General features: G+C 67.4%; 23 protein-coding genes. 16 read left to right on the top strand and 7 right to left on the bottom strand.

What is annotated here, in order from left to right; genetic code table 11:
• Positions 1-15: 15 nt before the first annotated feature.
• Positions 16-1,608 (bottom strand): bifunctional 3,4-dihydroxy-2-butanone-4-phosphate synthase/GTP cyclohydrolase II, encoded by a 1,593-nt coding sequence (gene ribBA / locus KBY77_RS01920; RefSeq protein ID WP_399212009.1) that lies wholly within the window; start codon positions 1,606-1,608, stop codon positions 16-18.
• Positions 1,609-1,831: 223 nt separating this feature from the next.
• On the opposite strand from ribBA, the gene argC reads away from it, so the two are divergent.
• Positions 1,832-2,908: an N-acetyl-gamma-glutamyl-phosphate reductase gene (gene argC / locus KBY77_RS01915; protein WP_255101909.1), complete on the top strand. Its 1,077-nt coding sequence runs from the start codon at positions 1,832-1,834 to the stop codon at positions 2,906-2,908.
• Here argC and purN read toward each other — a convergent pair.
• A complete protein-coding gene (gene purN / locus KBY77_RS01910) occupies positions 2,847-3,554 on the bottom strand; it encodes a phosphoribosylglycinamide formyltransferase (protein WP_399212007.1) in 708 nt (235 codons plus the stop codon). The genes argC and purN overlap by 62 nt on opposite strands.
• A gap of 7 nt (positions 3,555-3,561) precedes the next feature.
• Between purN and KBY77_RS01905 the strand changes: the two genes are divergently transcribed.
• The 3 genes from KBY77_RS01905 to KBY77_RS01895 are packed head-to-tail and all read left to right on the top strand — an operon-like array spanning position 3,562 to position 6,534.
• Positions 3,562-3,906: a DUF1257 domain-containing protein gene (locus KBY77_RS01905; RefSeq protein ID WP_255101908.1), complete on the top strand. Its 345-nt coding sequence runs from the start codon at positions 3,562-3,564 to the stop codon at positions 3,904-3,906.
• Between the two features lie 7 nt (positions 3,907-3,913).
• Positions 3,914-5,647: a M61 family metallopeptidase gene (locus KBY77_RS01900; RefSeq protein ID WP_255101907.1), complete on the top strand. Its 1,734-nt coding sequence runs from the start codon at positions 3,914-3,916 to the stop codon at positions 5,645-5,647.
• Positions 5,641-6,534, top strand: coding sequence for an N-acetylmuramoyl-L-alanine amidase (locus KBY77_RS01895; protein WP_255101906.1), 894 nt, complete (start codon positions 5,641-5,643; stop codon positions 6,532-6,534). Before KBY77_RS01900 ends, KBY77_RS01895 begins: the two co-directional genes overlap by 7 nt.
• 10 nt (positions 6,535-6,544) lie before the next feature.
• Here KBY77_RS01895 and KBY77_RS01890 read toward each other — a convergent pair whose 3' ends face one another.
• On the bottom strand, positions 6,545-7,387 hold the full coding sequence (locus tag KBY77_RS01890) for a helicase DnaB (protein ID WP_255101905.1): 843 nt from the start codon (positions 7,385-7,387) through the stop codon (positions 6,545-6,547).
• A 220-nt stretch (positions 7,388-7,607) separates the two neighbouring features.
• On the opposite strand from KBY77_RS01890, the gene KBY77_RS01885 reads away from it, so the two are divergent.
• The 3 genes from KBY77_RS01885 to fghA are packed head-to-tail and all read left to right on the top strand — an operon-like array spanning position 7,608 to position 11,241.
• Positions 7,608-9,209 (top strand): glucose-6-phosphate isomerase, encoded by a 1,602-nt coding sequence (locus tag KBY77_RS01885; protein ID WP_255101904.1) that lies wholly within the window; start codon positions 7,608-7,610, stop codon positions 9,207-9,209.
• A gap of 53 nt (positions 9,210-9,262) precedes the next feature.
• Positions 9,263-10,381 carry an S-(hydroxymethyl)glutathione dehydrogenase/class III alcohol dehydrogenase gene (locus KBY77_RS01880; RefSeq protein WP_261351136.1) on the top strand — a complete coding sequence of 373 codons (1,119 nt, stop codon included), beginning with the start codon at positions 9,263-9,265 and terminating at the stop codon, positions 10,379-10,381.
• 11 nt (positions 10,382-10,392) lie between these two features.
• On the top strand, positions 10,393-11,241 hold the full coding sequence (fghA, locus tag KBY77_RS01875) for an S-formylglutathione hydrolase (protein ID WP_255101903.1): 849 nt from the start codon (positions 10,393-10,395) through the stop codon (positions 11,239-11,241).
• On the opposite strand, the gene leuS is transcribed toward fghA, so the two are convergent.
• The gene (gene leuS / locus KBY77_RS01870; protein ID WP_255101902.1) at positions 11,238-13,904 is read right to left on the bottom strand and encodes a leucine--tRNA ligase; all 2,667 of its coding nucleotides are present in this window, start codon (positions 13,902-13,904) and stop codon (positions 11,238-11,240) included. The genes fghA and leuS overlap by 4 nt on opposite strands.
• An 83-nt stretch (positions 13,905-13,987) precedes the next feature.
• A complete protein-coding gene (locus KBY77_RS01865; RefSeq protein WP_094553928.1) occupies positions 13,988-14,209 on the bottom strand; it encodes an Hfq-related RNA-binding protein in 222 nt (73 codons plus the stop codon).
• Positions 14,210-14,242: 33 nt separating this feature from the next.
• Here KBY77_RS01865 and dapF point away from each other — a divergent pair, with 33 nt between their 5' ends.
• From dapF to dacB, 5 genes are all read left to right on the top strand, one after another.
• Positions 14,243-15,376 carry a diaminopimelate epimerase gene (gene dapF / locus KBY77_RS01860; RefSeq protein ID WP_255101901.1) on the top strand — a complete coding sequence of 378 codons (1,134 nt, stop codon included), beginning with the start codon at positions 14,243-14,245 and terminating at the stop codon, positions 15,374-15,376.
• On the top strand, positions 15,373-16,566 hold the full coding sequence (locus tag KBY77_RS01855) for a cysteine desulfurase family protein (protein ID WP_255101900.1): 1,194 nt from the start codon (positions 15,373-15,375) through the stop codon (positions 16,564-16,566). The genes dapF and KBY77_RS01855 overlap by 4 nt, the downstream gene beginning before the upstream one ends.
• Positions 16,567-16,593: 27 nt before the next feature.
• On the top strand, positions 16,594-17,292 hold the full coding sequence (locus KBY77_RS01850; protein WP_255101899.1) for a DUF1995 family protein: 699 nt from the start codon (positions 16,594-16,596) through the stop codon (positions 17,290-17,292).
• A gap of 91 nt (positions 17,293-17,383) precedes the next feature.
• The gene (locus KBY77_RS01845) at positions 17,384-17,923 is read left to right on the top strand and encodes a DUF4330 domain-containing protein (RefSeq protein WP_255101898.1); all 540 of its coding nucleotides are present in this window, start codon (positions 17,384-17,386) and stop codon (positions 17,921-17,923) included.
• Between the two features lies 1 nt (position 17,924).
• Positions 17,925-19,220, top strand: a complete 1,296-nt coding sequence (gene dacB / locus KBY77_RS01840) for a D-alanyl-D-alanine carboxypeptidase/D-alanyl-D-alanine-endopeptidase (RefSeq protein WP_255102058.1) — start codon at positions 17,925-17,927, stop codon at positions 19,218-19,220.
• Here the strand turns inward: dacB and KBY77_RS01835 are convergent.
• Complete coding sequence (locus KBY77_RS01835; protein ID WP_255101897.1) at positions 19,195-20,145, bottom strand: hypothetical protein; 951 nt, start codon at positions 20,143-20,145, stop codon at positions 19,195-19,197. The two genes, dacB and KBY77_RS01835, sit on opposite strands and share 26 nt — an antisense overlap.
• Before the next feature lie 17 nt (positions 20,146-20,162).
• Positions 20,163-20,639, bottom strand: coding sequence for a pantetheine-phosphate adenylyltransferase (gene coaD / locus KBY77_RS01830; protein ID WP_255092672.1), 477 nt, complete (start codon positions 20,637-20,639; stop codon positions 20,163-20,165).
• Positions 20,640-20,751: 112 nt separating this feature from the next.
• On the opposite strand from coaD, the gene KBY77_RS01825 reads away from it, so the two are divergent.
• From KBY77_RS01825 to KBY77_RS01810, 4 genes are read left to right on the top strand one after another with little or no spacing between them, the layout of a single operon-like run.
• The gene (locus tag KBY77_RS01825) at positions 20,752-21,267 is read left to right on the top strand and encodes a flavin reductase family protein (RefSeq protein WP_094553920.1); all 516 of its coding nucleotides are present in this window, start codon (positions 20,752-20,754) and stop codon (positions 21,265-21,267) included.
• Between the two features lie 23 nt (positions 21,268-21,290).
• Positions 21,291-23,264 carry an excinuclease ABC subunit UvrC gene (gene uvrC, locus KBY77_RS01820; protein WP_255101896.1) on the top strand — a complete coding sequence of 658 codons (1,974 nt, stop codon included), beginning with the start codon at positions 21,291-21,293 and terminating at the stop codon, positions 23,262-23,264.
• A 45-nt stretch (positions 23,265-23,309) separates the two neighbouring features.
• Entirely contained in the window at positions 23,310-23,900 is a 591-nt protein-coding gene (hemJ, locus tag KBY77_RS01815) for a protoporphyrinogen oxidase HemJ (protein ID WP_255101895.1), read from the top strand.
• Positions 23,845-24,543, top strand: coding sequence for a PHP domain-containing protein (locus KBY77_RS01810; RefSeq protein WP_255101894.1), 699 nt, complete (start codon positions 23,845-23,847; stop codon positions 24,541-24,543). The genes hemJ and KBY77_RS01810 overlap by 56 nt, the downstream gene beginning before the upstream one ends.
• Positions 24,544-24,562: the final 19 nt, after the last annotated feature.

The raw sequence follows: 24,562 nt of genomic DNA, 5'->3' as shown, positions 1-24,562 counted from the left end.
GTGCTCAGACCCAGCTCAGACCCAGCGCACGAAAGCCCCAGGAGTTGCCACAAGCTTGGGACTCACCTGAGTGAGCTCCTGCAACGGCCGGCTATCGGGCTCCAGGGTGGCGCTGGGGTGGGCGCTGCGCTGGGCATCGGGGGTCAGCAGCAGGCTCACCGCCCGGGTGGTGGCCCAGCCAGCCATCAAGGTCAGGGCTGAGAGCAGATCAGCCTCGGCCAGGGGCTGGTCCCCTCCGGCCTGCTGGGCGAGCAGCAGCGCTAGCTGCGGCTGCCCCAGCAGGGCCAGCAGGCGGGGGTGTTCCTCCCGCCGCAACTCAAGACCCCGCTCGCTGGCCCACTGCCGCAGCTGGGGCCAGTGCTCTGCTTCCGCCTGCTCCGGCGCCACCGTCGTGCCGCTCCAGGAGAGCACCGCCGTGGGACCTCCCGCCCCGGTGTGATCCCGGTCCGGGCCGCCGTGCATCAGATGGCCGAGTTTGGTCTTCTTGGTTAGTAGGTAGGCGGCGTTGTGCTGGCCCGGTTCCATCACCAGCGGCACCCGGTCTTCCACCTGCAGCCCGTAGCCGCCGAGGCCGGCGATCTTGCGGGGGTTGTTGGTTATCAGGCGCAGATGATGAACACCCAGGTCACTGAGGATCTGAGCCCCGACGCCGTAGTTGCGCAGGTCGGCGGGAAAGCCGAGGCGCTCATTGGCCTCGACGGTGTCGAGACCGCCATCCTGAAGGCTGTAGGCCCTGAGCTTGTTGATCAGGCCGATGCCCCTGCCCTCCTGGCGCAGATACACCACCACCCCCTCGCCGGCGGCTTCGATCATGCGCAGGGCCGCCTCCAGCTGGGGCCGGCAATCGCAGCGCAGGGAGCCGAAAGCGTCGCCGGTAAGGCATTCCGAGTGCACGCGCACCAGCACCGGTCCGCTGGCCAGCTCGGGGCGCCCCTTGACGATCGCCACATGCTCGCTGTCGTCGAGCTCATTTCGGTACCCGATCGCCCGGAACTGTCCGAAGGCGCTCGGCATCTGGGCTTCGGCCTGGCGGCGCACGAATCGCTCAGTTCCGAGTCGGTAGCTGATCAGGTCGGCGATGCTGATCAGGCGCAGGCCATGGCGCCGTGCGTAGCGCGCCAGTTGGGGCAGGCGGGCCATCGAGCCATCGGGGTTCTGGATCTCGCAGATCACACCCGCTGGGTAGAGCCCGGAGAGACGAGAGAGATCGACGGCCGCCTCGGTATGACCGGCGCGTTTGAGCACGCCGCCCTGGCGAGCCCGCAGCGGGAAGATGTGGCCCGGCCGGCGCAGGTCTGAAGGGCGGCTGGCGGGATGGATCGCCACCTGAATGGTGCGGGCTCGGTCGTCGGCACTGATGCCCGTGCTCACCCCGTTTTCGGGCCCGGCATCAACACTGACAGTGAAGGCGGTCTGGTTGCTGTCGGTGTTGCGGTCGACCATCAGGGGCAGCTCGAGCGCGTCGAGTCGCTCGCCTTCCATCGCCAGGCAGATCAGGCCACGGGCTTCTGTCGCCATGAAGTTGATCTGCTCGGGCGTGGCGAACTGGGCCGCGCAGATCAGATCACCTTCATTTTCACGATTTTCATCATCGACGACGACGATCATCTCGCCGTTGCGGATGCCGGCAAGAGCATCGGCGATCGAATCGAAGTGGATCGGGTCGTGGCCCTGATCCGGGTGTGGAGGGGCGTCAGAGGCGCCGGCGAGGGGAGCGGAACGCTCGGAGCGAACAGTCAGAACAGCTGGACCAAGTATCGATCATTCTCTATCAGTTGCGGGTTCAACGTGAGCGGGGGACCGGTACGATCATCGCCCCAGATCCTCCGGCATGGTCAGCCCCACAGCAGCCCGGCGCGTCGCGGTGATCGGCGCCAGCGGCTACGGCGGCCTTCAGACCCTGCGACTGCTTCAGCACCACCCCGAATTCGTGGTCAGCTACCTGGGAGGCGAACGCAGTGCTGGCCGCGCCTGGAGTGAACTTGTTCCCTTTCTGCCCCTGAAGGGCAATCCAGTGGTGCGGGCCCCCGACCCCGAAGCCATCGCCGCCGAGGCGGACTTCGCCGTGCTCAGCCTTCCCAGTGGGCTGGCCTCCCAGCTGGTGCCCGCCCTGCTGAAGCTGGGGGTGAAGGTGGTGGATCTCTCCGCCGATTACCGCTACCGCTCCCTGGCCCAGTGGAAGGAGGTGTACTCCAGCGAGGCCGAACGGTTTGAGCGTCACGATGAAGCGCTATGTGCGGAGGCGGTCTATGGCCTGGTGGAGTGGGAGGAGACGCGTGTAGCCACCGCGCGGCTGGTGGCGGCTCCAGGCTGCTTCCCCACCGCCAGCCTGCTGCCGCTGCTGCCCTTCCTCAAGCAGGGTCTGATCGATCGCAGCGGCATCATCATCGATGCCAAGACGGGCACCTCCGGCGGTGGTCGCGCCGCCAAGGAGAACCTGCTGCTGGCTGAGGCGGCCGAGGCCGTTGCTCCCTATGGCGTGGTGGGGCACCGCCATACCAGCGAGATCGAGCAGACCGCCAGCCAGGTGGCGGGGCAGCCGATCCAGCTGCAGTTCACCCCTCACCTGATGCCGATGGTGCGGGGTCTTCTGGCCACGGTCTACGGCCGGTTGCGGGATCCGGGCCTGACCGCCGAAGACTGCACCACCGTGCTTCAGGCCGCCTACCGCCACAGCCCCTGTGTGGAAGTGCTGCCGGTCGGCGTCTACCCCTCCACCAAATGGACTCGCCAGACCAACCGGGCTCTGCTTTCGGTCCAGGTCGACCGTCGCACAGGCCAGCTGATCCTGATGAGCGCCGTCGACAACCTGGTCAAGGGCCAGGCGGGACAGGGGGTGCAGTGTCTCAATCTGATGGCCGGACTGCCGTCAGCCATGGGTCTGCCGCTGCTGCCGTTCTATCCGTGAGCCTGGCGGCGGCGATGGCCACCGCCAGGGGCAGCAGGCGGTGCTCCTGCTGGTGAATACGCGAGGCCAGGCTGTCGCGGTCGTCGCCGGGGAGCACCGGAACGGTGGCCTGGGCCAGAATCGGCCCTCCGTCGAGGTCCTCGGTGACCAGATGGGCGGTGCAGCCGCTGAGGGTGACCCCAGCAGCGAGGGCCTGGCCAACGGCATCGAGGCCCCGGAAGCTGGGCAGCAGCGATGGGTGGATGTTGATCAGACGCGAGGGGAAGGCGCCGATCAGGCGCGGGGTGACGATCCGCATCCAGCCGGCCATCACCACCAGATCGACGCCGGTGGCGCTGAAGGTCTCGATCAGCGCGCGATCAAGCTCTTCACGGCTTTGGTGCCGGCGGTGATCCACCAGGGCGCAAGGGATCCCCAGCCGATCGGCCCGCGCCTGGGCGCCGCAGCCTGGATTGTTGACCACCAGCTGGAGCACCCTGCCCCGAAGGGGACCCTGGCGGCAGGCAGCCACCAGTGCTTCGAAGTTCGAGCCCTCCCCGGAGGCCATCACCCCAAGCCGCAGCTCGACGGCCTGGGGGGGCCAGGGCTGTGCCAACGGCCACTGGACACAACCGGGCGGATCGCTAGGGTCTGCTGAAGCGGGCATTGGCGTCTTGTCCCATCTCTCCATCCTGCCAACGGTGATCCGTGATCTGGATCTGCTGGCAGCGTCCCTGGTTGACCTCGGCTGTGATCCGATCCGAGCCGGAGTTCTTGAAGGCTTTGCCGGGGAGAGCACACCGGTGGATCTCAAGGTTCGCTTCGCCGGTGAACAGTGGATCGGTTGGAGCCGCCAGGCCGACGGCAGCCTGGCCCTGCTCGGGGATCTGCAGCGTCTGAGCCGCTCCCGTCCTCTGCAGACGTTTCTGGGCCGGCTAACCCGTGGCTATGCCGCCCGGCTTGCCCTGCAGGACGCTGCTCTTGAGCTGCCGATGGCCACGATCGAACTGGTGTCCTGAAGTACGGGTGGTTGACCTCTCTCTGGATCTGGGCCAACCCCACAGCCACCTGGTCCACGTCAGCCTCCGCTGCACACCGGCCACTCCTGTGCTGCGCCTGCGGCTGCCCGCCTGGACCCCGGGTTCCTACCTGATCCGCGACTACGTCCGCCACCTCGAAGCCCTGGAGATCCGCCAGGGAACGCAGAGCCTGCGGCCGAGCCGCAGTGATCCCGCCGGCTGGCGGCTGGAGCTGCCGTCCCTGGAGCCGATCGAGATCCGCTACAAGGTGCTGGCCGCTGATCTGAGCGTGCGCACCTGTCACCTTGATGGCGACCACGGCTTTCTGGCCCTTGCGGCCCTAGCGCTGCAGGTGGAGGGGGAACGCTGGTCTTCCCACCGGCTCAGCCTGCGGCTGCCGGCTGGCTGGCAGGCCTTTGTTCCCTTGCCGCTTCAGGCCGATGGATCCTGGCTGGCGGTCGACTTCGATCAGCTGGTGGACACTCCGGTGGAAGCGGGGCCCCACCGTGAGCACAGGTTCAGCGTGGCCGGGGTGCCCCATCGCTGGGTCTGCTGGGATGCCACCGCGCCTGCCGACGTTGCTCCAGACAGTCTGCTCAAGGCCCACCCCACACTGCTGCAGGACGTGGCTGCCGTGTGTCAGGCCTGCTGCCGGCTGATGGGCGAGCCCGCCCCTGCTGCAGCTCCCGCTTACCTGTTCGTGCTGCATCTGCTCGATCAGGGCTATGGCGGCCTGGAGCACGACAGCTCCACGGTCCTGCAGTTCGGCCGCCAGGCCCTGCTCAAGCCTGAGGGTTACCGCCAGCTGCTGCAACTGGTGGCTCATGAGTATCTCCATCAGTGGAATGTGCGCCGGCTCAGGCCCGCGGCCCTTTGCCCGATCGACTACGACAAGCCCGTGATCGTGCCTGGTCTGTGGTTCGCCGAAGGGGTCACCAGCTATTTCGACCAGCTCCTGCCCCACCTGGCTGGTCTATCGAGCGAAGAAGACGTGTTGCACGATTTCGGCAGCGATCTCAGCCGCTTCCTGCTCTCCCCGGGCCGTCTGGCTGGCCAGAGCCTGCGCCAGAGTGCACAGGAGGCCTGGGTGAAGCTCTACCGGCGTGAGGCCAACAGCGACGACAACCAGATCAGCTATTACCTCAAGGGAGCGATCCTTGCGTTGGTGCTCGATCTGGAGTTGCGCCGCTCGGGTTCGTGTCTTGCCCAGGTGCTGCGTGATCTCTGGGCCCGCCTGGGCCGCTGGGGGCGGGGATACCGGGAGCAGGACCTGCTGGAGGCCTTCTGCGCACGCTCGCCTGGTCTGGCCGAACGCTTTCCGGCCTGGCTGGATGGCTTTGAGGATCCCGATCTGCCCGCCTACCTCCAGGATGTGGGGCTGATGCTGGAGCCTCAGCTGGCCCCGTCCCCCCACGTCGGGCTGACGGCGTCGCTCCAGGGAGGCACCCTGGAGGTGGTTCGTGTGGTGCGCGGTGGACCCTCCCAGGAGGCCGGCCTGGTGGTGGGTGATGAGCTGATCGCCCTTGAGGGTCTGCGTCTGCGCAAGCTCGAGGACCTGGCTCCGTTGCTGCAGGCCGGACAGCGTCAGGCGATCACCATCAGCCGTAGGGGGCGTCTGCGCACCCTTGCCATCACCGCCTCGGCTCCGGCGGTCGAGCGTTGGCGGCTGCTGGAGGATCCCGCCGCTGCCCCCGAGGCATTGGAGCGCCGCCGCCAGTGGCTTGCTTTGGTGCCATGTTGAACACCCTTGTGCAGCGCCTGCGGGCCAACCCTCTGGCCCTGGGTCTTCTGAGCGGAGCAGCGATCCTGGGGCTGGCCGGCCTGGGCTGGCTGGCCCGTGACCTCACCGCCAGCTCGGAAGCCGCAAGCCGCCCATCGCTGCTCCAACTGCTCGAGCAGGTCACCCAGCCCACCCCCTCGCGTGAACCGCCTGCCCGCCGGCCAGCGCCCCTGCCGCCACCACGGCCGGCATGGGTCAGTCCCCTGGGCCGCCAGTGTGTCGACCTGCAGCCACGGCTGCGGCTGCGGCTGGAGGGGGAGCTCGCGGAGTTGCCCGTGCGCCGAAGGCGTCTGTCGATCGACCCCAGCAACTACGGGGTGCGCTTCGAGCGCGATGCCTTCGGCCATCCGATCGATCCCACTCCCCAGCTGGTGGTTCTGCATGAAACCGTGTACGGCATCGGCTCAGCCCTGCGCACTTTCCAGACTCCACACCCCAGGGATGAGGATCAGGTGAGTTATCACACCCTGATTGGCCTCGATGGTCAGGTGATCGATGTGCTCGATCCCAGCCAACGGGCCTTCGGGGCGGGTAATTCCGCCTTCAACGGCCGCTGGGTGGTCACCAACCCCAAAGTGGGGGGGTCGATCAACAACTTCGCCCTTCACATCGCTCTGGAAACCCCCCTGGATGGGGAAGACAACGATCCTGGACACAGCGGCTACAGCAGCAAGCAGTACGACGCCCTGGCCCTGGTGCTCAGCGACTGGATGCGTCGCTTTCCGATTCCTGCCACTCACATCACCACCCACCGCCATGTGGATCTGGGTGGAGAGCGGGCAGATCCACGCAGTTTCAACTGGGCTGCTCTCCAGAGCCGGCTGGGGGCTCTCGGACAGCTCTGCTGAAGCGAACGCTTCAGATCAGGGGTGAGAGCTGGGGCTTCCGCTCCGAGTAGATCAGGCCATGCAGCTCGGGGTCCTGCATGTAGCTCAGGATCCGGGCGGGGTAATCGAGTTTGCCGTTGTGCAGGTAGGCAAGGGTGGCCAGGGCCTTGGCATCGCGGGGGCTGCGGCTGGCCTGCAGCTGGCGGTTGGTGGGCAGGCCCAGTTCGCGGATCAGACGGGCGAACTTGCCCACCAGCAAGGTGACGTTGCGGTTCGGATCGAGCAGCTCCAGCCGCGCCGCCTGGATCTGATCGGCCGTGGGATCGGCGGGGAGCAGACCCTGATGGATCAGTTCGCCGATACCGAGCTGGGCGGGTCCGTGGGTACTGAACAAGCCCGACTGGGCGGCCAGGGGCAGGTCCTCGCCGGGTTTGGCGTGCTGAATTTCATCGAACAGCACCGCTGCCACCAGCATCGGGTTGATCTGGTGGCGGCGGCTCTCCTGCAGGATCGTGGGCCGCAGCTCCGCAAGCCGCTCGACGGTGAGGGCCCTCAGGGGCGTGAGTTGATCGAGGCCACGGGTGAACAGCTGGGCGAGAGGGGCCTGGGGTCCGTGCACCCCGAAGCGGCGTTGCAGCTCCTTCAGTTCCTCAGGAGTGAAATCGATTGGATCAGGACGCTGGCCTTCACTGGTGAAGGCGTCCGGGTCACTGCTGTCTGTGCTGAGGCTGGCGGTCAAGCCGGGCTCGGTGAGCAGGGAGGCGCTGGAGAGGATGGGCTGGGGGGAGCCTGAGGCAAGGCTCAGCAGCGAAAGAGCGGCGGCCAGGGAAACAGCCCAGCGTTTCGGTCCACCCTTTGGGGAGAACGAAGCCATCTCAGGGCTTGTGGTCAAGGAAATCCGCCGAAATGAATATTTCTTGAAGATTAACGCGGCTTGATTTGGACGTCCCAGCTTCTGGGGTCGTTTGTGTTTCCGTCCATACCAAACAAGCGGATCTGGCGGACTTCGGTGTGGCATGGCACCCCTGTGCCTCCTCGGGGGCCCTTCCACGGATAAGTTCAGCCTCGGCAGCCGATTCGTGAAACCCGCCCGCATGACGACGCTTCCGGATTTCAGCATCCATGAGCCCCAGGTGCAGTGGCAGCGCTTCTGCGCCCTGCTCTGGCATCACGACGGCCTGGGCCTCTGGGTCGATGCCAGCCGGATGGCGCTCAACCAGGCCCATCTGGACAACCTGCAGCCGGCTTTCGTTCGTGCTTTCACGGCCATGCAGGCTCTCGAGGCCGGCGCGATCGCCAACCCCGATGAGGGGCGTCAGGTTGGTCACTACTGGCTGCGTGCCCCGGAGTTGGCGCCTGATCCGGCGGCGGCTGCCCACATCAAGGCGGAGGTGGAGCGGATTGATGTCTTCGGCCAGCAGGTGGTCGGCGGCGCTTTGCAGGCGCCGTCGGGCATGCCCTTCACCGATGTGCTCTGGATCGGCATCGGCGGGTCAGGTCTGGGGCCGCTGTTGATCCTGCGCGCCCTCAAAAAAGAGGGGGTGGGACTGCCGTTCCACTTCTTCGACAACGTCGATCCCCAGGGAATGAGCCGCACCCTCGCCGCCCTGGGCGAGCGGCTGCGCACCACCCTGGTGGTGGTGGTGAGCAAGTCGGGGGGCACGCCTGAACCGCGCCTGGGCATGGAGCAGGCCCGTGCCCGCCTCGAGGCCCTCGGCGGAACCTGGGCCCAGCAGGCCGTCGCGGTCACCATGGTGGGCTCCCAGCTGGACCAGCGGGCCGAGGCTGAGGGCTGGCTGGCCCGCTTCGACATGTTCGATTGGGTGGGGGGCCGCACCAGCATCACCAGTGCCGTGGGCCTGCTGCCGGCAGCCCTGATCGGCGCCGATCTCCACGGCTTCCTCGAAGGGGCGGCCCGCATGGATGCGGCCACTCGCGTGGCCAACCTGCTCGAGAACCCCGCGGCGCTGATGGCCGCCGCCTGGCATGTGGCCGGTGGCGGAGCTGGAGGACGCGACATGGTGGTGCTTCCTTATCGAGACCGGCTGGAGGTGTTCAGCCGTTACCTGCAGCAGCTGGTGATGGAGTCGCTGGGCAAGCGGCTTGATCGGGATGGCCGCCAGGTGCACCAAGGGATTGCCGTGTACGGCAACAAGGGTTCCACCGATCAGCACGCCTACGTTCAGCAGCTCCGCGACGGCGTCGACAACTTCTTCGTCACCTTCATCGAAGCCCTCGACGATCCAGCTGATGTGGCTCCCATTGCCGGCGAGTACCCGGGCGACTTCCTGGATGGCTTCCTGCAGGGCACTCGCTCCGCTCTCAGCGAAGGAGGCCGCCAGAGCCTTTCGATCAGCCTGCGCCGCTTCGATGCCCGCAGCCTGGGGGCGCTGGTCGCCCTGTTCGAGCGGGCCGTGGGTCTCTACGCCGAGCTGGTGAACGTCAATGCCTACGACCAGCCCGGGGTGGAGGCCGGCAAGAAGGCCGCCGCCACGATCCTGGAGCTTCAGGGTCGGCTGGAGGCGTTGCTTGCGGATGGGCACCCCCGCTCTCTGGAGGCGATCCAGGAAGATCTGCAGCTCCCCAGCCCGGAGGCTGCCTTCTGGATCCTGCGCCACCTGTGCGGCAACGCCCGCGGCTACAGCGCCGAGGGTGACTGGGGCGATCCGGCCGGCCTTGTGTTCCGGACGATGTGAGCCCCTTCAGCTGGACCAATCACCATTGCTAGGTTCCGCTGCTTTGCGGCCCCATGATCCGTTCACGCGCTGCAGTGGCCTGGGCGGCCGGCAAGCCCCTGGAGATCACCGAGATCGAGGTGGCGCCGCCGGCAGCCGGTGAAGTGCTCCTGCGGGTGGTGGCCAGCGGGGTGTGCCATACCGATGCCTTCACCCTCTCCGGGCAGGACCCCGAGGGTCTCTTCCCCGCCGTGCTGGGCCATGAGGGCGGAGCCATCGTCGAGGAGCTTGGGGCAGGTGTGACCTCCGTGGCGGTGGGGGATCACGTGATTCCGCTCTACACGCCGGAATGCCGGGCCTGCAGCTTCTGTCTCTCCGGCAAGACCAACCTCTGTCAGGCGATCCGCGCCACCCAGGGCCGGGGTCTGATGCCCGACGGCAGCAGCCGCTTCTCCAGCGCCGGCCGCCTGATCCACCACTACATGGGCACCTCCACTTTCTCGGAGTACACCGTGGTGCCCGAGATCGCCGTGGCCAGGATCAGCAAGGAGGCACCGCTCGAGAAGGTGTGCCTGCTGGGCTGCGGCGTCACCACCGGCATCGGCGCGGTGCTCAATACCGCCAAGGTGCAACCCGGCAGCACGGTGGCCGTCTTCGGACTGGGCGGCATCGGTCTGGCGGTGATCATCGGAGCGGTGATGGCCGGCGCCAGCCGCATCATCGGTATCGACACCAACCCTGAAAAGTTCGCCATCGCCCGCCAGCTCGGTGCCAGCGATTGCCTCGACCCCAGCGCCTTTGATGCCCCGATCCAGGAGGTGGTGATCGATCTCACCGATGGCGGTGTCGACTATTCCTTCGAGTGCATCGGCAATGTTCAGGTGATGCGGGCGGCCCTGGAGTGTTGCCACAAGGGCTGGGGTGAATCCACGATCATCGGCGTGGCTGGTGCCGGCCAGGAGATCGCCACCCGCCCCTTTCAGCTGGTGACGGGCCGTGTATGGCGTGGCTCGGCCTTTGGCGGCGTGCGCGGCCGCACGGAACTGCCTGGCTACGTGGAGCGCTTCCAGAGCGGTGAGATCCCGCTTGATACCTTCATCACCCACACCATGCCCCTGGATGAGATCAACAGGGCCTTCGATCTGATGCACGCGGGCGAGAGCATCCGCTCGGTGATCCACTTCAACCCCTGAGGCCCCACCCCGTGCTCATACCCCTGAGTGAGAACCGCAGCTTTGCGGGGAGCCACCGGCGTTACCGGCACCAGTCGGAGGTGCTCGACTGTGCGATGACTCTGGCGGTGTATCTGCCGCCCCAGGCTCTCAGCGGAGCAACGGTGCCGGCGCTGTACTGGCTCTCCGGCCTCACCTGCACCGACGAGAACTTCATGCAGAAGGCCGGGGCCCATCGCCTGGCCGCCAGCCTCGGCCTTGCCCTGATTGCCCCCGACACCAGCCCCCGCGGCCCCGAGGTGCCGGGCGATCCTGACGGTGCCTGGGATTTCGGCCACGGGGCCGGTTTCTACCTCAATGCCAGTGAGGTTCCATGGGCGCGCCACTACCGCATGCACGACTACGTGGTGGAGGAGTTGCCGGCCCTGCTGGAGAGGGAGCTGCCCCTAAACGGACGCCGCGGCGTCAGTGGCCACTCGATGGGGGGGCACGGCGCCCTCGTCTGTGCCCTGCGCAATCCCGGCCTCTACCGTTCCGTCTCGGCCTTTGCGCCGATCAGCCACCCCAGCCGCTGCCCCTGGGGTGAGAAGGCCTTCAGCCGCTACCTCGGTCCTGATCGCTCCCGCTGGAGCGCCTGGGATGCCTGCGACCTGATTGCTTCGGCGCCGGAGCGGCTGCCGCTGCTGGTCGACCAGGGGCTCGACGACCCCTTCCTGGAGAGTCAGCTGCGACCGGATGACCTGGAGGAGGCCGCGCGAGCCGTTGGTCATCCGCTGCAGCTGAGGCGCCAGAGCGGCTACGACCACAGCTATTTCTTCATCGCCAGCTTCATCGACGACCACCTTCGGCACCACGCGGCGGCCCTGCTGCCTCGGGGTTAGGGCACCAGGTTCACGAGCTTGCCGGGCACCACGATCACGCGGCGGGGGGGCTGGCCTTCGAGCCACTTGAGGGCGATGTCGCTCTCGAGAGCCAGTTGCTCCAGGGTGGCGGCATCGGCATCGGCAGGCACCTCCAGCTGGCCCCGCACCTTGCCCTTCACCTGGATCACCAGCGGCACAGTGTCCTGGATCAGGGCGGCGGGATCGGCCACGGGCCAGCGCTGGCGATGCACGCTGCCCGCCCCACCCAGCCGCTGCCAGAGCTCCTCGGCAAGGTGGGGAGCGAAGGGGGCCAGCAGGATCACCAGGGCGTTGAGGGCTTCGATGGCCACGGGCTCGCTCGCCAGCTCCAGCTGGGCCGCCATGGCATTGCTGAGCTTCATCAGCTCCGAGACAGCGGTGTTGAACTGGTAATGGCCTGGGGAGAGGTCGTCTTCAATGGCGGCGATGGCGCCGTGAACGGCCCGGCGCAGCTCCTGCTCCGCCCGTGAGCTGGCCTCTGCGGGGCTGCCAGGGGGATTGGGCAGGCGGAGTCCGCGGGCGACCGCCCCGTCCACCAGCCGCCACAGGCGCTGCAGGAAGCGGAACTGCCCTTCCACATCGGCGTCGTCCCACTCGAGGTCCTTCTCCGGCGGCGCCTTGAAGAGAATGAACATGCGGGCGGTGTCGGCCCCGTAACGATCGATCACCTCAGCCGGATCGACGCCGTTGTACTTCGACTTGGACATCTTCTCGTAGAAGGTGTCGAGCCGCTCGCCATCGATCGGATCGCGGGGATCGGCTGGATCGGCCACATCGGCCGGGGCCACGTATCGGCCGGTCTGGGGATTCTTGTAGGTGATGGCCTGCACCATCCCCTGGGTCAGCAGGCGTTTGAACGGTTCATCGAAGCCGAGCAGGCCCCGGTCGCGCAGCACCTTGGTGAAGAAGCGGGAATAGAGCAGGTGCAGGATTGCGTGCTCGATGCCGCCCACGTACTGGTCCACGGGCAACCAGCGGTCCGCCGCACTCCGCTCGAAGGGCAGGCGGGTGTTGTGGGGATCGCTGTAGCGCAGGTAGTACCACGATGAGCAGATGAAGGTATCCATCGTGTCGGTCTCCCGCCGGGCGGCCTGGCCGCAGCAGGGGCAAGCCACGTTCACCCAGCTCTCCAGCTGGTTCAGGGGTGAGCCGCCCTTGCCGCTGAAGGCCAGATCCCTGGGCAGCTCCACCGGCAACTGCTCCGCCGGCACCGGCACCACACCGCAGCTCTCGCAGTGGATCATGGGAATGGGACAACCCCAGTAGCGCTGGCGGGAGATCAGCCAGTCGCGCAGGCGGTAGCTCACCTTGCCCTCACCCCAGCCTTCCGCCTCGGCCAGGGCCACGATCCCGGCGCGGGCTTCGGCGGAATCAAGGCCATCGAAGGGCCCGGAATGCACCAGGCATCCCCCCGCCGTCCAGGCGCCGCCGTCGTAGGCCTCCTCCTGGGCACCCTCGGGCACGATCACCCGCTTCACAGGAAGCTCGTACTGGCGGGCGAAGACGAAATCCCGCTGGTCGTGGGCCGGCACGCCCATCACGGCGCCGGTGCCGTAGTCGGCCAGGACGTAATCGGCGATCCAGATGGGGATCGTCTCACCGTTGAAGGGGTTGCGTGCGGTTGCCCCCAGGGGCACCCCTCGTTTGGGTTGGTCTTCGGCGGTGCGTTCCTGCTCGCTCTGGCTGCTCACCAGATCACAGAAGGCCTCCACCGCCAGGCGCTGGTCAGGGGCGGTGAGGCTGGCCACCAAGGGGTTTTCCGGGGCCAGCACCAGGTAGCTCACCCCGTAGACGGTGTCGGGGCGGGTGGTGAAGACCGTGATCGACTCCTCCCTGCCGGCTGCGCTGTCTGCCGCCGCCGGCGCAACGATCGGGAAGCGCAGCTGGGCCCCCGTTGAGCGACCGATCCAGTTTGATTGCATCGTGCGCACCCGCTCCGGCCAGCCATCGAGCTGATCGAGGTCGTCGAGCAGGGCGTCGGCGTAGTCGGTGATGCGCAGGAACCACTGGCGCAGCTGTCGCTTCTCCACCTTGGCCCCGGATCGCCAGGAGCGTCCCTCGCCATCCACCTGCTCATTGGCCAGCACCGTCTGATCGATCGGATCCCAGTTGACCGTCGCTTCCTTGCGATAGGCCAGGCCCGCCTCGTGGAACTGGAGGAACAGCCACTGGGTCCAGCGGTAATAGTCGGCGTGGCAGGTCGCCACCTCCCGGTCCCAGTCGATCGAGAGGCCGAGGCGCTGCAGCTGGGCGCGCATCTGGGCGATGTTGGCGTCGGTCCAGTCGCCCGGATCCACACCCCGTTCGATCGCGGCATTCTCCGCCGGCAGACCGAAGGCGTCCCAGCCCATCGGATGGAGCACCCTGCGGCCCCGCAGCCGCTGCACCCTGGCGATCACATCGGTGATCACGTAGTTGCGCACATGGCCCATGTGCAGGTTCCCCGAGGGATAGGGGAACATCGAGAGGGCATAGAACGTGTCGCCGCTGCCGTTGTTCTCGCCGTTGTCGCCTGGTTCGGGTGTCTGGTGGAGTCCCTGCTCCTGCCAGCGCCGCTGCCAGTCGGCTTCGATCGCGTCGGGGTGATAGCGGCTGCTGTCCGGGCTGGCGCCTGTGCTGGATCGGGTATCGGACTCGGCCATGTTCCGGAGTCGGCCGGTTCGCATCAGCCGTTGAGTGCGTGGCTGTGATCGTGCCACACCCCCCAGGGGTCGCACAGGCACGCTCACTCCAGAGCCTGAATGGTCTCCAGAGCGGAACGGCGGATCAGTACGGGCTGTTGGGCGTCGGCAGGACGGAGGGCCAGAAACTCGGGATCCTGCCAGTCGAGGCAGCCTTCAAGCTGCTCACCGCCGGGGAATCGCACCCGCAAGGGGGTGCGCCGGCGGACCCAGTTCTGGAGAAGGCGCACCCCGGGCAGGCTCGGATCCAGGTTGTGAGTCTCCATAGGATTCAGGGTATGTGAATCGGGAATGGGGCCGTGCTGGCATTCAGCAAGTACCAGGGGCTGGGCAATGATTTTCTGCTGGTAGATGGGCGCGAGGCTGCCGATCCCCAGGAACTGTTCGGTCTCGACCCGGAGCGGGTGCGCTGGATCTGCGATCGCCGCTTCGGGGTGGGCGGCGATGGGGTGATCCTTGCGCTGCCGCCCGAGGGAGATGGGGAGCTGCGCATGCGCATCTTCAATGCCGACGGCAGCGAAGCGGAGATGTGCGGTAACGGCATCCGCTGCCTGGCCCGTTTCCTGGCCGACAGCGACGGCGATCAACCGGGGAGGACCTGGCAGGTGGAGACCATGGCCGGCCCGATGGTGCCGGAATTGCTCGCCGATGGCACGGTGCGCGTCGACATGGGTGAGCCGTTCCTGGTGCCCGAGCAGGTGCCCACCACCCTGGCGATCGGTGCGGCGGGGCTGCCCCAGGGGGAGCTGGAGGTGGAGGGGGTCAGCTTCGGGGCGGCGGCGGCCGGCATGGGCAATCCCCATCTGGTGATCCCGGTGGAGGAGGTGGAGGCGGTGGATCTGGAACGGTTCGGACCCCTGCTGGAGGTGCATCCCGCCTTCCCGGCCCGCACCAACGTGCATTTCGTGCAAGCGCTCAGCCCCGATCACCTGGTGATGCGCGTCTGGGAACGCGGCGCCGGTCCCACCCTGGCCTGTGGCACCGGAGCCTGCGCCACCCTGGTGGCCTGCCACCGCCTGGGCCTGAGCGCCCGCTCGGCCCGGCTGGATCTTCCCGGCGGCTCGCTCTGGATCGACTGGGAGTCCGGTTCGAACCATCTGTTCATGACTGGGCCCGCCGAACCGGTGTTCGACGGGGTGCTGGCGCCGCCACCGGCCAGTGTCGTTGAGCCGGCCATCACGCCGGAATCGTCACAGCCGTCGCAGCCGTCGCGACCGGCGGAGCTGGAAGACATCAACTGCGCCACTGACTGCATGCAAGGCTGCCAGCGGCCAGACAATTGTCCCAGCGCTGAGGCACGCCGTCGGGTGGAGGAGTTGCTGGAGAGCCGCTCCCTCGATGATCTGGTTTCCCTGGCGGCTCAGTCGCTCGAGACCCGCACCCAGGCACGCTTCAGCCGCGACTGCGCCGGCTCCGATCGCGCGGCCGAGTGACGTCGGCCGGGCCCTCCGGCAGGGGAGCGCAGCAGCTCTACCTCGATGCCTCGGCCGGTGCCCCTCCTGCCGAGGAGGTGCTCGAGGCGATGGCCGCCACCAGTCGAACCGCCTGGGCCAATCCTTCCAGCCTCCATGGCTATGGCCTGGCGGCGGCGGACAGCCTTGAGCGCAGCCGCCGGGCGGTCGCCGCCCAGCTCGGTGCTGAGGCCGGGCAGCTCACCTTCTGTTCCGGAGGCACCGAGGCAGCCCACCTGGCCCTGCTGGGAGCCGCCGCGGCCATGCCGCCCGGTCGCCTGCTGATCTCGTCCGTGGAGCATCCGGCGGTGGCCGCCGCCGCCGAGCGCTTGATCGGCGGCGGCTGGACGCTGGAGCGCCTTCCGGTGGATCACCTGGGCCGGCTGCGGCTGGATCGGCTTGAGGCCCTGCTGGAGCCGCCCACCCGGCTGGTTTCGGTGATCTGGGGCCAGAGCGAGGTGGGCACGCTGCAGCCCCTGCAGGCGATCGGTGAGCGCTGCCGCCAGGCCGGTGTGATCCTGCACAGCGACGCCGTGCAGGTGGTGGGCCATCGACCCATCAATTTCGCGTCGATGCCGCTGGATCTGCTCACCTTCACCGCCCACAAGCTGCAGGGGCCTCGGGGAATCGGCGCCCTGCTGGCCCGCCCTGGCCTGGAGCTGCGGCCGATGATCGCGGGCGGCGGCCAGGAGGGGGGGCTGCGCTCCGGCACCGAGCCGGTGGTCCTGGCGGCTGGATTCGCCCAGGCTCTCCAGCTCGCGCAGCAGCGGCTGGAGCTGCACGCCGGCCATGATCCGCTTGAGCCCTGGCGTGACCGCCTGCTGCAGGTCCTGCTGGCCCTGGGCGGTGTCGAGCTGACTGGCTGCCCATTGCAGCGACTGCCCCACCACCTCAGTGTGGTGGTGCGGGACAGGGCTGGACGCCCCCTGTCGGGTCGTCGCCTGGTGCACGCGCTCTGGCGCCAGGGGCTGGCTGTCAGCAGCGGCAGTGCCTGCCAGGGAGGGCGAGCCGGCGGCAGCCCTGTGCTGCAGGCCATGGGCTATGAGCCCGAGCTGGCCGCCAGCGGCCTGCGCCTGAGCCTCGGCCCCTGGCTGTGCCAGGAGCAGCTTGAGTCGGTGCCAGAGCGCTTCGAGCGGGCCCGTGAGGCCGTGGCGGCGGGACAGCTTGGGTAGGGTCACTGGGCTTCGCTGAGGTTTCGCGTGCTTCCTGCCGATCTGCGCAGAGCCGAAGTTGAGGCCCGTGAGGCCCTTATGCAGGCCTTGGTGGAAAGCCCCAGCGGTCGCTGGACCATGGAGCTGCGCTTCGAGGGCCTCAAGCTGCTGCCCCTGGCCTTGAGGCTGTTGGCGTCCCTGAATCCTGCAGAGCGTCCGGTGCGCCTGCTCTTCCCCGATGCCGGGGCCGCCGCGCTGGCCCGCCGCGATGCACCGGATCTGGCACCCCAGCTGGGCTCCCTCGGCGATCAGCTGCGGCGTCAGGAGCAGGAAAGTGATCCCTCCGCCGGGGACCTGCTGGTGCTGGCGGAGCCCGCCCAAGCCGAGTACGAGGAGGTGGAGCGGCTCTGCCAGGCCCACCGCGGCGCTGTGGTGCTGCTGAATGGACGCCTTGAGGATGCCGCCGTGGGCATCGGCAGCGTCGCCCGGGAACGGCGGCGGGGATTCCTGGCCACCTGGCGAGCGGCCTATGCCCTGCTTCCGCTCGAGAGTGGTGCCCTTCGTTTCGCCTTTCCCGGGCCCTGGCAGCTCTACCGCCTGGATCCGGATGGCTACCGCCCGGCGGCCAGTTTCGATCAGAAGCCCGATGCGGAGCAGCAGGTGGAGGCCCTCAGTACCGAGCAGGGCCCAGACGTGGTGGCTGGTCTGCGAGCCCTGGACCGCTTCATCGGCAGCCTGAACAACTGAGACCGGAGGGTTCCTGGCGCCGGAGAGTTCCCCGCTCCCCCCTGGCCGGAGCGGGGAACTCTCCGTAAAGTTGCACGTCTGCCCCTTGTCCATGCCCCCCGAGTCCACCCCCGCGGCACCGAGCGGCCCTTCCCGCTGGGGGTTGGTTGACATCGGAGCCGGAGCCGCCGTGCTGCTGGCCATCGGTGGTGTGATCTGGAGCCCGAAGCTCAGTGGAGCTGTAGCCACTGCCACTGGGGCGATGCAGCCAGTCACCGTGATCGTCGACGTGCGAGGCGTTCCTTCGGCGGATCCCGAAGGCTTGATCGCTGCTGCTCGGGAGGAGGGGAAGGTGAGCATCGTGATCCGCAACCAGCCTCACGGCACCGTCAAGCTCAAAGACCTGCAAAGGCTGCAGCGCAGATTGGTGGCCCTCCAGCCTGACGGCCGTGTCGTCACCGCAGAGGATCCAAACCAGGCCCTGGTGGGTTCGCTCGATGCTCGCTTCGTTCTCCAGGGCCAGGGCCGCAAGACCGATGGCGGGGTGGTCTTCGGTAACCAGAACCTCAAGATCGGCGCCCCGGTGGAACTGGAGGGGCGCAACTATCGCCTCAACGGCTCCGTGAGCGGTCTTCTCCTTGGACAATCCTGAGATGGTGATCATGTCGCAACCCCAAACATCCCGACTCCAGCGGCCCCTGGCCGCAGGCCTCGCCCTGGGACTCAGCCTGGTGCCTGGTCTGCCGGTGCTGGCCGCCGATCCCCTGGCCCGCCTGCCCGGTTCACCTGCGGCTGCCGGCCTGCCGCGGCTCCAGAGCCAGGTGAGCTGCCCCGCCCTGCAGCAGCGCGTTCAGGCCAGCCTGGGACCGGAAGCCGGTCGCTGGAGCGTGTCGGTGGCGGATGGCAGTGGTCGCCTGCTGGCGGATGTGAACGGGCTGCAGCCGCGGGTGCCCGCATCCAATCAGAAGCTGTTGAGCACAGCGTTCGCCCTCGATCGCCTCGGCCCCGACTACCGCCTCACCACCCGTCTCTGGCGACTCTCCGACGGCACCCTGCGGCTCACCGGTGAAGGGGATCCCGACCTGGCTCTGCCCCAGCTGCAGCGTTTCGCCAAGCTGGCCCTGGGATCCGGCGGCGCTGACGGTGCTCCTCCCAGCCTGGTGAGGCTGCAGCTCGCCGAGTTGCCTCCCCAGGCCTGGTGGCCCCAGGGCTGGCATCCCGGAGATCGGGCAGAGGCCTATGGCGCGCCGATCACCAGGCTGGCGCTCACGAGCAACGCCATCGACATGGCAGTGGCCAACCCCACCTCACGGCTGCGCACGCTGCTCAACCGGGAACTGGTCCGCCAGGGGGGCAAAGCCGTAGAGCTGAGCGTGGTTTCCTCCGATGCACCCATCTCCCGGGATGCCGTGCTGATCCACGAGGAGCCTTCGGCTCCGATGCATAACCTGCTCAGCCTGGCCAACAGCGAAAGCCACAATTTCACCGCCGAAGTGTTGTTGCGCCAGGCCAGTGGCAGCTGGGACCTGGCCGTCAGTCGTCAGGCCCAGATGCAGTGGCTGGCTGAACGGGGGTTGCCCCTGCAAGGGGTCCGGGTGGCCGATGGCAGCGGCCTCGATCGGGCCAATCGTCTCACCAGCCGCTTCCTCACCGCCCTGCTGCTCAACATGGGTCAGCACCCCTATTCCGGCTATTACATGGCCTCGATGGCGGTGGCCGGACAGCGGGGCACGCTCCGCAACCTGTACAAGGGCACCAGCCTGGAGGGGCGTTTCCGCGGCAAGACCGGCACCCTTACGGGTGTGCGCTCGATCAGTGGGGTTCTCAACACAAGTGATGGCCCCCGTTACGTGAGCCTGATCTCGAACGGGGCTGGAGCACCCAACACCATGATCGGTGCAGTGCTCCGCCAGGTGCAGAACATCAGCCTCTGCCAGCCACCTGCCTGAGGCGTGAGGCCGCGCGCCTGGCGCGGCTGATCGGCACGGCCGCAGGCTCACCGGTGGGAGCCTGGGCCGTGCTGGGCCTCTCGGCTGAGGCCGACACCTCGGTGCTCTGGATGCGGACCAGTTCGCGGCGGCCGGCGAGCACCACCTTGCTCAGCTCGCCCAGCCGTCCCTCGAGTTCAGTCAGGACCTGCTCGGCGTAGCGGTTGGCTCCGTCCTGCACCGTGGTTGCCTCCTGGCGGGTGCGGCTGATCAGCGCTTCGCACTGTTGCTGGGTCTGCTGGCGGAACTGCAGGGCATCGTTGTGCAGCCGCTCAGCCTCACTCTGGCTTTCGCGCTGGATGCGCAGACCCTCCTGACGGATCTTCTCCAGTTCCTGCAGGCTCTGCTGGCGTGAGCGCTCGTGCTGCTCACTCAGCTGGCGCTTCATTTCCACGAAGTCCTGGTCGAGCTGCTGGCGCCGCTGCATGGCCTCCTGCTCCAGCTGCTGGCGGCGGCTGCTGAACTGCTGCTCGGTCTGGGCCAGGCGGGTCTGGTGCTCCTGTTCGGTCTGGGCCACCTGCTGGCGGGCCGAGAGCAGCAGTTGCTCGCACTGCTGGCGGGCCTGCTCTCGCAGTTCGGCGACCTGGCGCTCGGCCTCCTGGCGCACGGCGGCGGAATTGATCAGCTGTTCCCGCTCCTGACGGGCCCGGTTGATGATCTCCTCCGCCTGCTGGCGGGCCTGGGCGATGAAGCTTTCCCGCTGACGCAGCAGCTCCTCGGCCTGGTCGAGCTGGGCGGGCATGGCCTCCCGCACCGCGTCCATCAGCTCGATGGCGTCCTGTTCATTGACGAGGCGGCCACCACTGAACGGAATGCGGCTGCCCTCCAGCACGATTTCTTCGAGCTGGTCGATCTGATCCAGCACGCTGATCCGTGTGTCGGCCATCTCAACGGGGCAGGGGATTACCGATTAAAGAGCCTGGCGAGGTCATCCGCCACTCCCGGCGGCACCATGTGGCGCACATTCCCACCGAAGCGGGCCACCTCCTTGACCACGCTGCTGCTCAGAAAGCTGTGGTGAGCGGCGGTGACCAGAAACAGGGTTTCCACCTCCGCAGCCAGGCTGCGGTTGGTGTGGGCGATCTGAAGCTCGAATTCAAAATCGCTCATCGCCCGCAGCCCGCGCAGGATCACCGCTGAGTCGCAGCTCCGGGCGAAGTCCACGGTGAGGCCGTCAAAGCTGCTCACCTCCACCCGCTCCAGGTGGGATGTGGCCTGGCGGATCTGGTTGAGACGTTGTTCCAGGGGGAAGCTGGCCTGCTTGCTCGGGTTTTGCAGCACCGCCACCACGAGGCTTCCAAACAGCCGTTCGGCCCGCTCGATCAGGTCCAGATGGCCCAGGGTGAGCGGATCGAAACTGCCGGGATAGAGGGCCTTCATGGGCGCTTGGTCATGGAGCCCCCCGTAGGGAAGCGATGGCGCGGATCCTATGGATGGCGCCGCCACCGCTGATCACGCTGCCTAAAGTCGGGGTATCGATCGCGACACCTTGATGGCCACCGATGCTCCCCCCAGCGCAGCCAGCGGCGGCCTCGATGCCGCCGCCAAGAAGACGCTGTTGCGCAAGATTCCCCACGGCCTGTTCATCTGCGGGGTAGCCGAGGGCGACACCATCAACGGCTTCACCGCCAGCTGGGTCACCCAGGGTTCCTTCGAACCACCTCTGGTGGTGGTGGCCGTGCGGGCCGATTCGACCAGCAACGGCATCATTCAGCGCACCCGGCGCTTTTCTCTGAACGTGCTCGCGGCCGATCAGAAGGATCTGGCCGCCGTGTTCTTCAAGCCCCAGAACGGCATCGGCGGCCGCTTCGATGCTGCTCCCTACAGCCTGGGACCACTGGGTCTGCCGATCCTAGAGGCGGCTCTCGGAGCCGTCGAATGCGAGTTGGTGGGTGAGGTGGCCCATGGCGATCACACGGTGTTCGTGGCCGAAGTGAAGACCGCCGTGTTGCACCGTGATGGAGCGGCCCTGGAATTGGGACCAACCGGCTGGCAGTACGGAGGCTGAACCGGGCCCAGGATCCAGCTGCCATGGGCCGCATCGCCCAGCCCCTCCTGAGTGATTCCGATCGCCTCAGCCTGCGCCTCAAGGAGCTGCCCGCTGAGCCGGGCTGTTACCTGATGCGCGACGCCGAGGACCGCATCCTCTACATCGGCAAGTCGAAGAGTCTGCGCAGCCGTGTGCGCAGCTACTTCCGCGACTCCCATGATCTGAGCCCGCGCATCAGCCTGATGGTGCGGCAGGTCTGCGAGATCGAATTCATCGTGACCGACAGCGAAGCAGAGGCGCTGGCGCTCGAATCCAACCTGATCAAGGCCCACCAGCCGCACTTCAACGTGCTGCTCAAGGACGACAAGAAATATCCCTATCTCTGCATCACCTGGAGTGAGCCCTACCCACGCATCTTCATCACCCGGCGACGGCGCCTGCGCAGCCCGCTCGATCGCTTTTACGGTCCCTACGTCGATGTGGGTCTGCTGCGCCGCACGTTCTTCCTGGTGAAGCGTGTGTTTCCCCTGCGTCAGAGGCCCCAGCCCCTTTACCGCGACCGCACCTGCCTCAATTTCGACATCGGCCGCTGCCCGGGAGTGTGCCAGGAGAAGATCAGCTCGGAGGCCTATCAGCAGACCCTGCGCAAGGTGGCGATGGTGTTCCAGGGCCGCAGCGATGAGCTGCTGGACCTGCTGAGTGCCCAGATGCAGCGTTACGCCGAGCGCGAGGATTTCGAGGCCGCGGCCCGGGTGCGTGACCAGCTGCAAGGGCTCGAGCAGCTCACGGCCGAGCAGAAGATGACCCTGCCCGACGCCTCGGTGTCGAGAGATGTGCTGGCCCTGGCCTCTGATCAGCGACTGGCGGCGGTGCAGCTGTTCCAGATGCGCGCCGGCAAACTGGTGGGGCGACTCGGTTACACCGCTGACGCCAGCATCGCCGCTCCGGGGGAGATCCTGCAGCGGGTGCTGGAGGAGCACTACAGCCAGGTGGAGCCGGTGGAGATCCCACCCGAGGTGCTGGTACAGCACCCCCTGCCCCGCCAGCAGCTGGTGCAGGAGTGGCTGAGCGAGCGCCGTGGTCGCATGGTGCGGGTGGCGCACCCTCAGCGGCAGCAGAAGGCCGAATTGATCGAGCTGGTGGAGCGCAACGCCGCATTCGAGCTCAGCCGTGCCCAGCGCAGTGCCGAGCAGCATCAGCTGGCCACCGAGGACCTCGCCCAGCTGCTTGACCTCCCCCAGCCGCCCCGACGCATCGAGGGGTACGACATCAGCCACATCCAGGGAAGTGACGCGGTGGCCTCCCAGGTGGTGTTCGTCGATGGGCTGCCCGCCAAGCAGCATTACCGCAAGTACCGGATCCAGAGCAGCAGCATCAGCGCTGGCCACTCCGACGACTTCATGGCGATGGCGGAGATCATGCGGAGGCGGTTCCGCCGCTGGTCACAGGCGAAGGCCGAGGGGGGCGACCTGGCCGAGCTGCGGCGCAGCGGCGACAGCGCCCTGCACACCGGCGGTCTGGGGGACTGGCCGGATCTGGTGATGATCGATGGCGGCAAGGGCCAGCTCTCAGCGGTGATGGAGGCCCTGCGCGAGCTGGATCTGCACGAAGAGCTGGTGGTGTGTTCGCTGGCCAAGCAGCGCGAGGAGGTGTTTCTGCCGGGGGCCAGTCAGCCGCTGGAGAGTGAGCCCGATCAGCTCGGTCTGCGGCTGCTGCGTCGGCTGCGCGATGAGGCCCACCGCTTTGCGGTCAGTTTCCACCGCCAGCAGCGAGGGGAGCGGATGAAACGCTCCCGTCTCTCGGAGATCCCCGGCCTGGGCCCGAAGCGGGTGAAGGATCTGCTGGGCCACTTCCGCTCGATCGATGCCATTCAGCTCGCCAGCCCCGAGCAGATCGCCGCCGCTCCTGGCGTAGGCCCAGCCCTGGCCCGGCAGGTGTGGAGCTATTTCCATCCCGGCGATCCAGAGGAGATGGCGGAAGGAGAGTCGGACGTCGAACCGCTGGCGGTGGGATGAGGGGAACAACTCCCCTAACTTGTGAAAATCCTGTTGCTTGCCCCGATGACGCTGCCGGCCCTGCCACCGGAGGCCTATCTCTGGTTCAAAACCCTGCACATCGTGGGGGTGGTGGTGTGGTTCGCCGGGCTGTTCTACCTCGTGAGGCTGTTCATCTATCACGTGGAAGCCGAGGCTCTGGAGGAGCCCCTGCGCAGCGCCTTCCAGCAGCAATACACCCTGATGGAGCGGCGGCTGGCCAACATCATCACCACCCCGGGCATGGTGGTTGCTGTGGCCATGGCGGTGGGCTTGCTGGTCGCCCAGCCCATCTGGCTGAAGCAGGGCTGGATGCACGCCAAGCTGGCCGTGGTGCTGGCTCTGCTGGCCTATCACTGGTTCTGCTATCGCCTGATGGGTCAGCTGCGCCAGGGAAGCTGCAACTGGAGCGGGCGGCAACTGCGGGCCCTAAACGAGCTTCCCACCCTGATGCTGGTGCTGGTGGTGATGCTGGTGGTTTTCAAGGGGCAGTTCCCCACCGGCGCGGCCACCTGGTTCCTGGTGGCCCTGGTGGTGGCGATGGCCGGCTCGATTCAGTTCTATGCCCGTTGGCGCCGCATTCGCGTCGAACAGGAGGCCCTCGCCGGTGGCGCCTGATCATCCGCTGGTGCCTGTCCTGCAGGGGGTGGATGCCTCCTGTTGCCCAGGGCGGCTGAATTTTCACTGCCACACCACCTGCAGCGACGGCAGCCTCCAGCCGGAATGGTTGGCTGACCAGGCGGTTGATCTGGGTCTCGAGCATTTCGCCGTGACCGATCACCACAGCGCGGCTGCCTACGAGCCCCTGCAACGACGGCTGGCCCAGCACCGGGAGAGGGGTTGGACGGTTCCCACCCTCTGGAGCGGCGTGGAGATCAGCTGCCTGCTGGAGGGTTGTCTGGTCCACGTGCTCGGGCTTGGCTTCGAGCCTGGCCATGCCGCCCTTGCCCCTTACCTTGAGGGCAGTGCTGTGGTGGGTCCGGCGCTCCGGGCCGAGGCCGTGCGCCGGGCGATCCATGCCGCTGGCGGACTGGCCCTGCTGGCCCACCCCGCCCGTTACCGCCTCCCCTACCACCTGCTGATCACGGCCTCGGCGGAACTGGGCTTCGATGGCGCTGAGGCTTACTACGACTACGAGCAAGGGGAGTCATGGCGCCCCTCAGAGCTGGTGTGCGACGCGATCGCGGCCCAGCTGAATCGGCTGGGATTGCTGAGGAGTTGCGGTACTGATACCCATGGCCTGGGGCTTGGCGGCCGTTAGGCTCATCTACAGGTTTCCG

Origin of the sequence: Synechococcus sp. Cruz-7E5 (assembly GCF_024345995.1) — a bacterium.
Classification (GTDB): Bacteria; Cyanobacteriota; Cyanobacteriia; order PCC-6307; family Cyanobiaceae; genus Regnicoccus_A.
The sequence above is the reverse complement of the archived record's forward strand: the minus strand, read 5'-3'. Positions and strand labels throughout refer to the sequence as shown.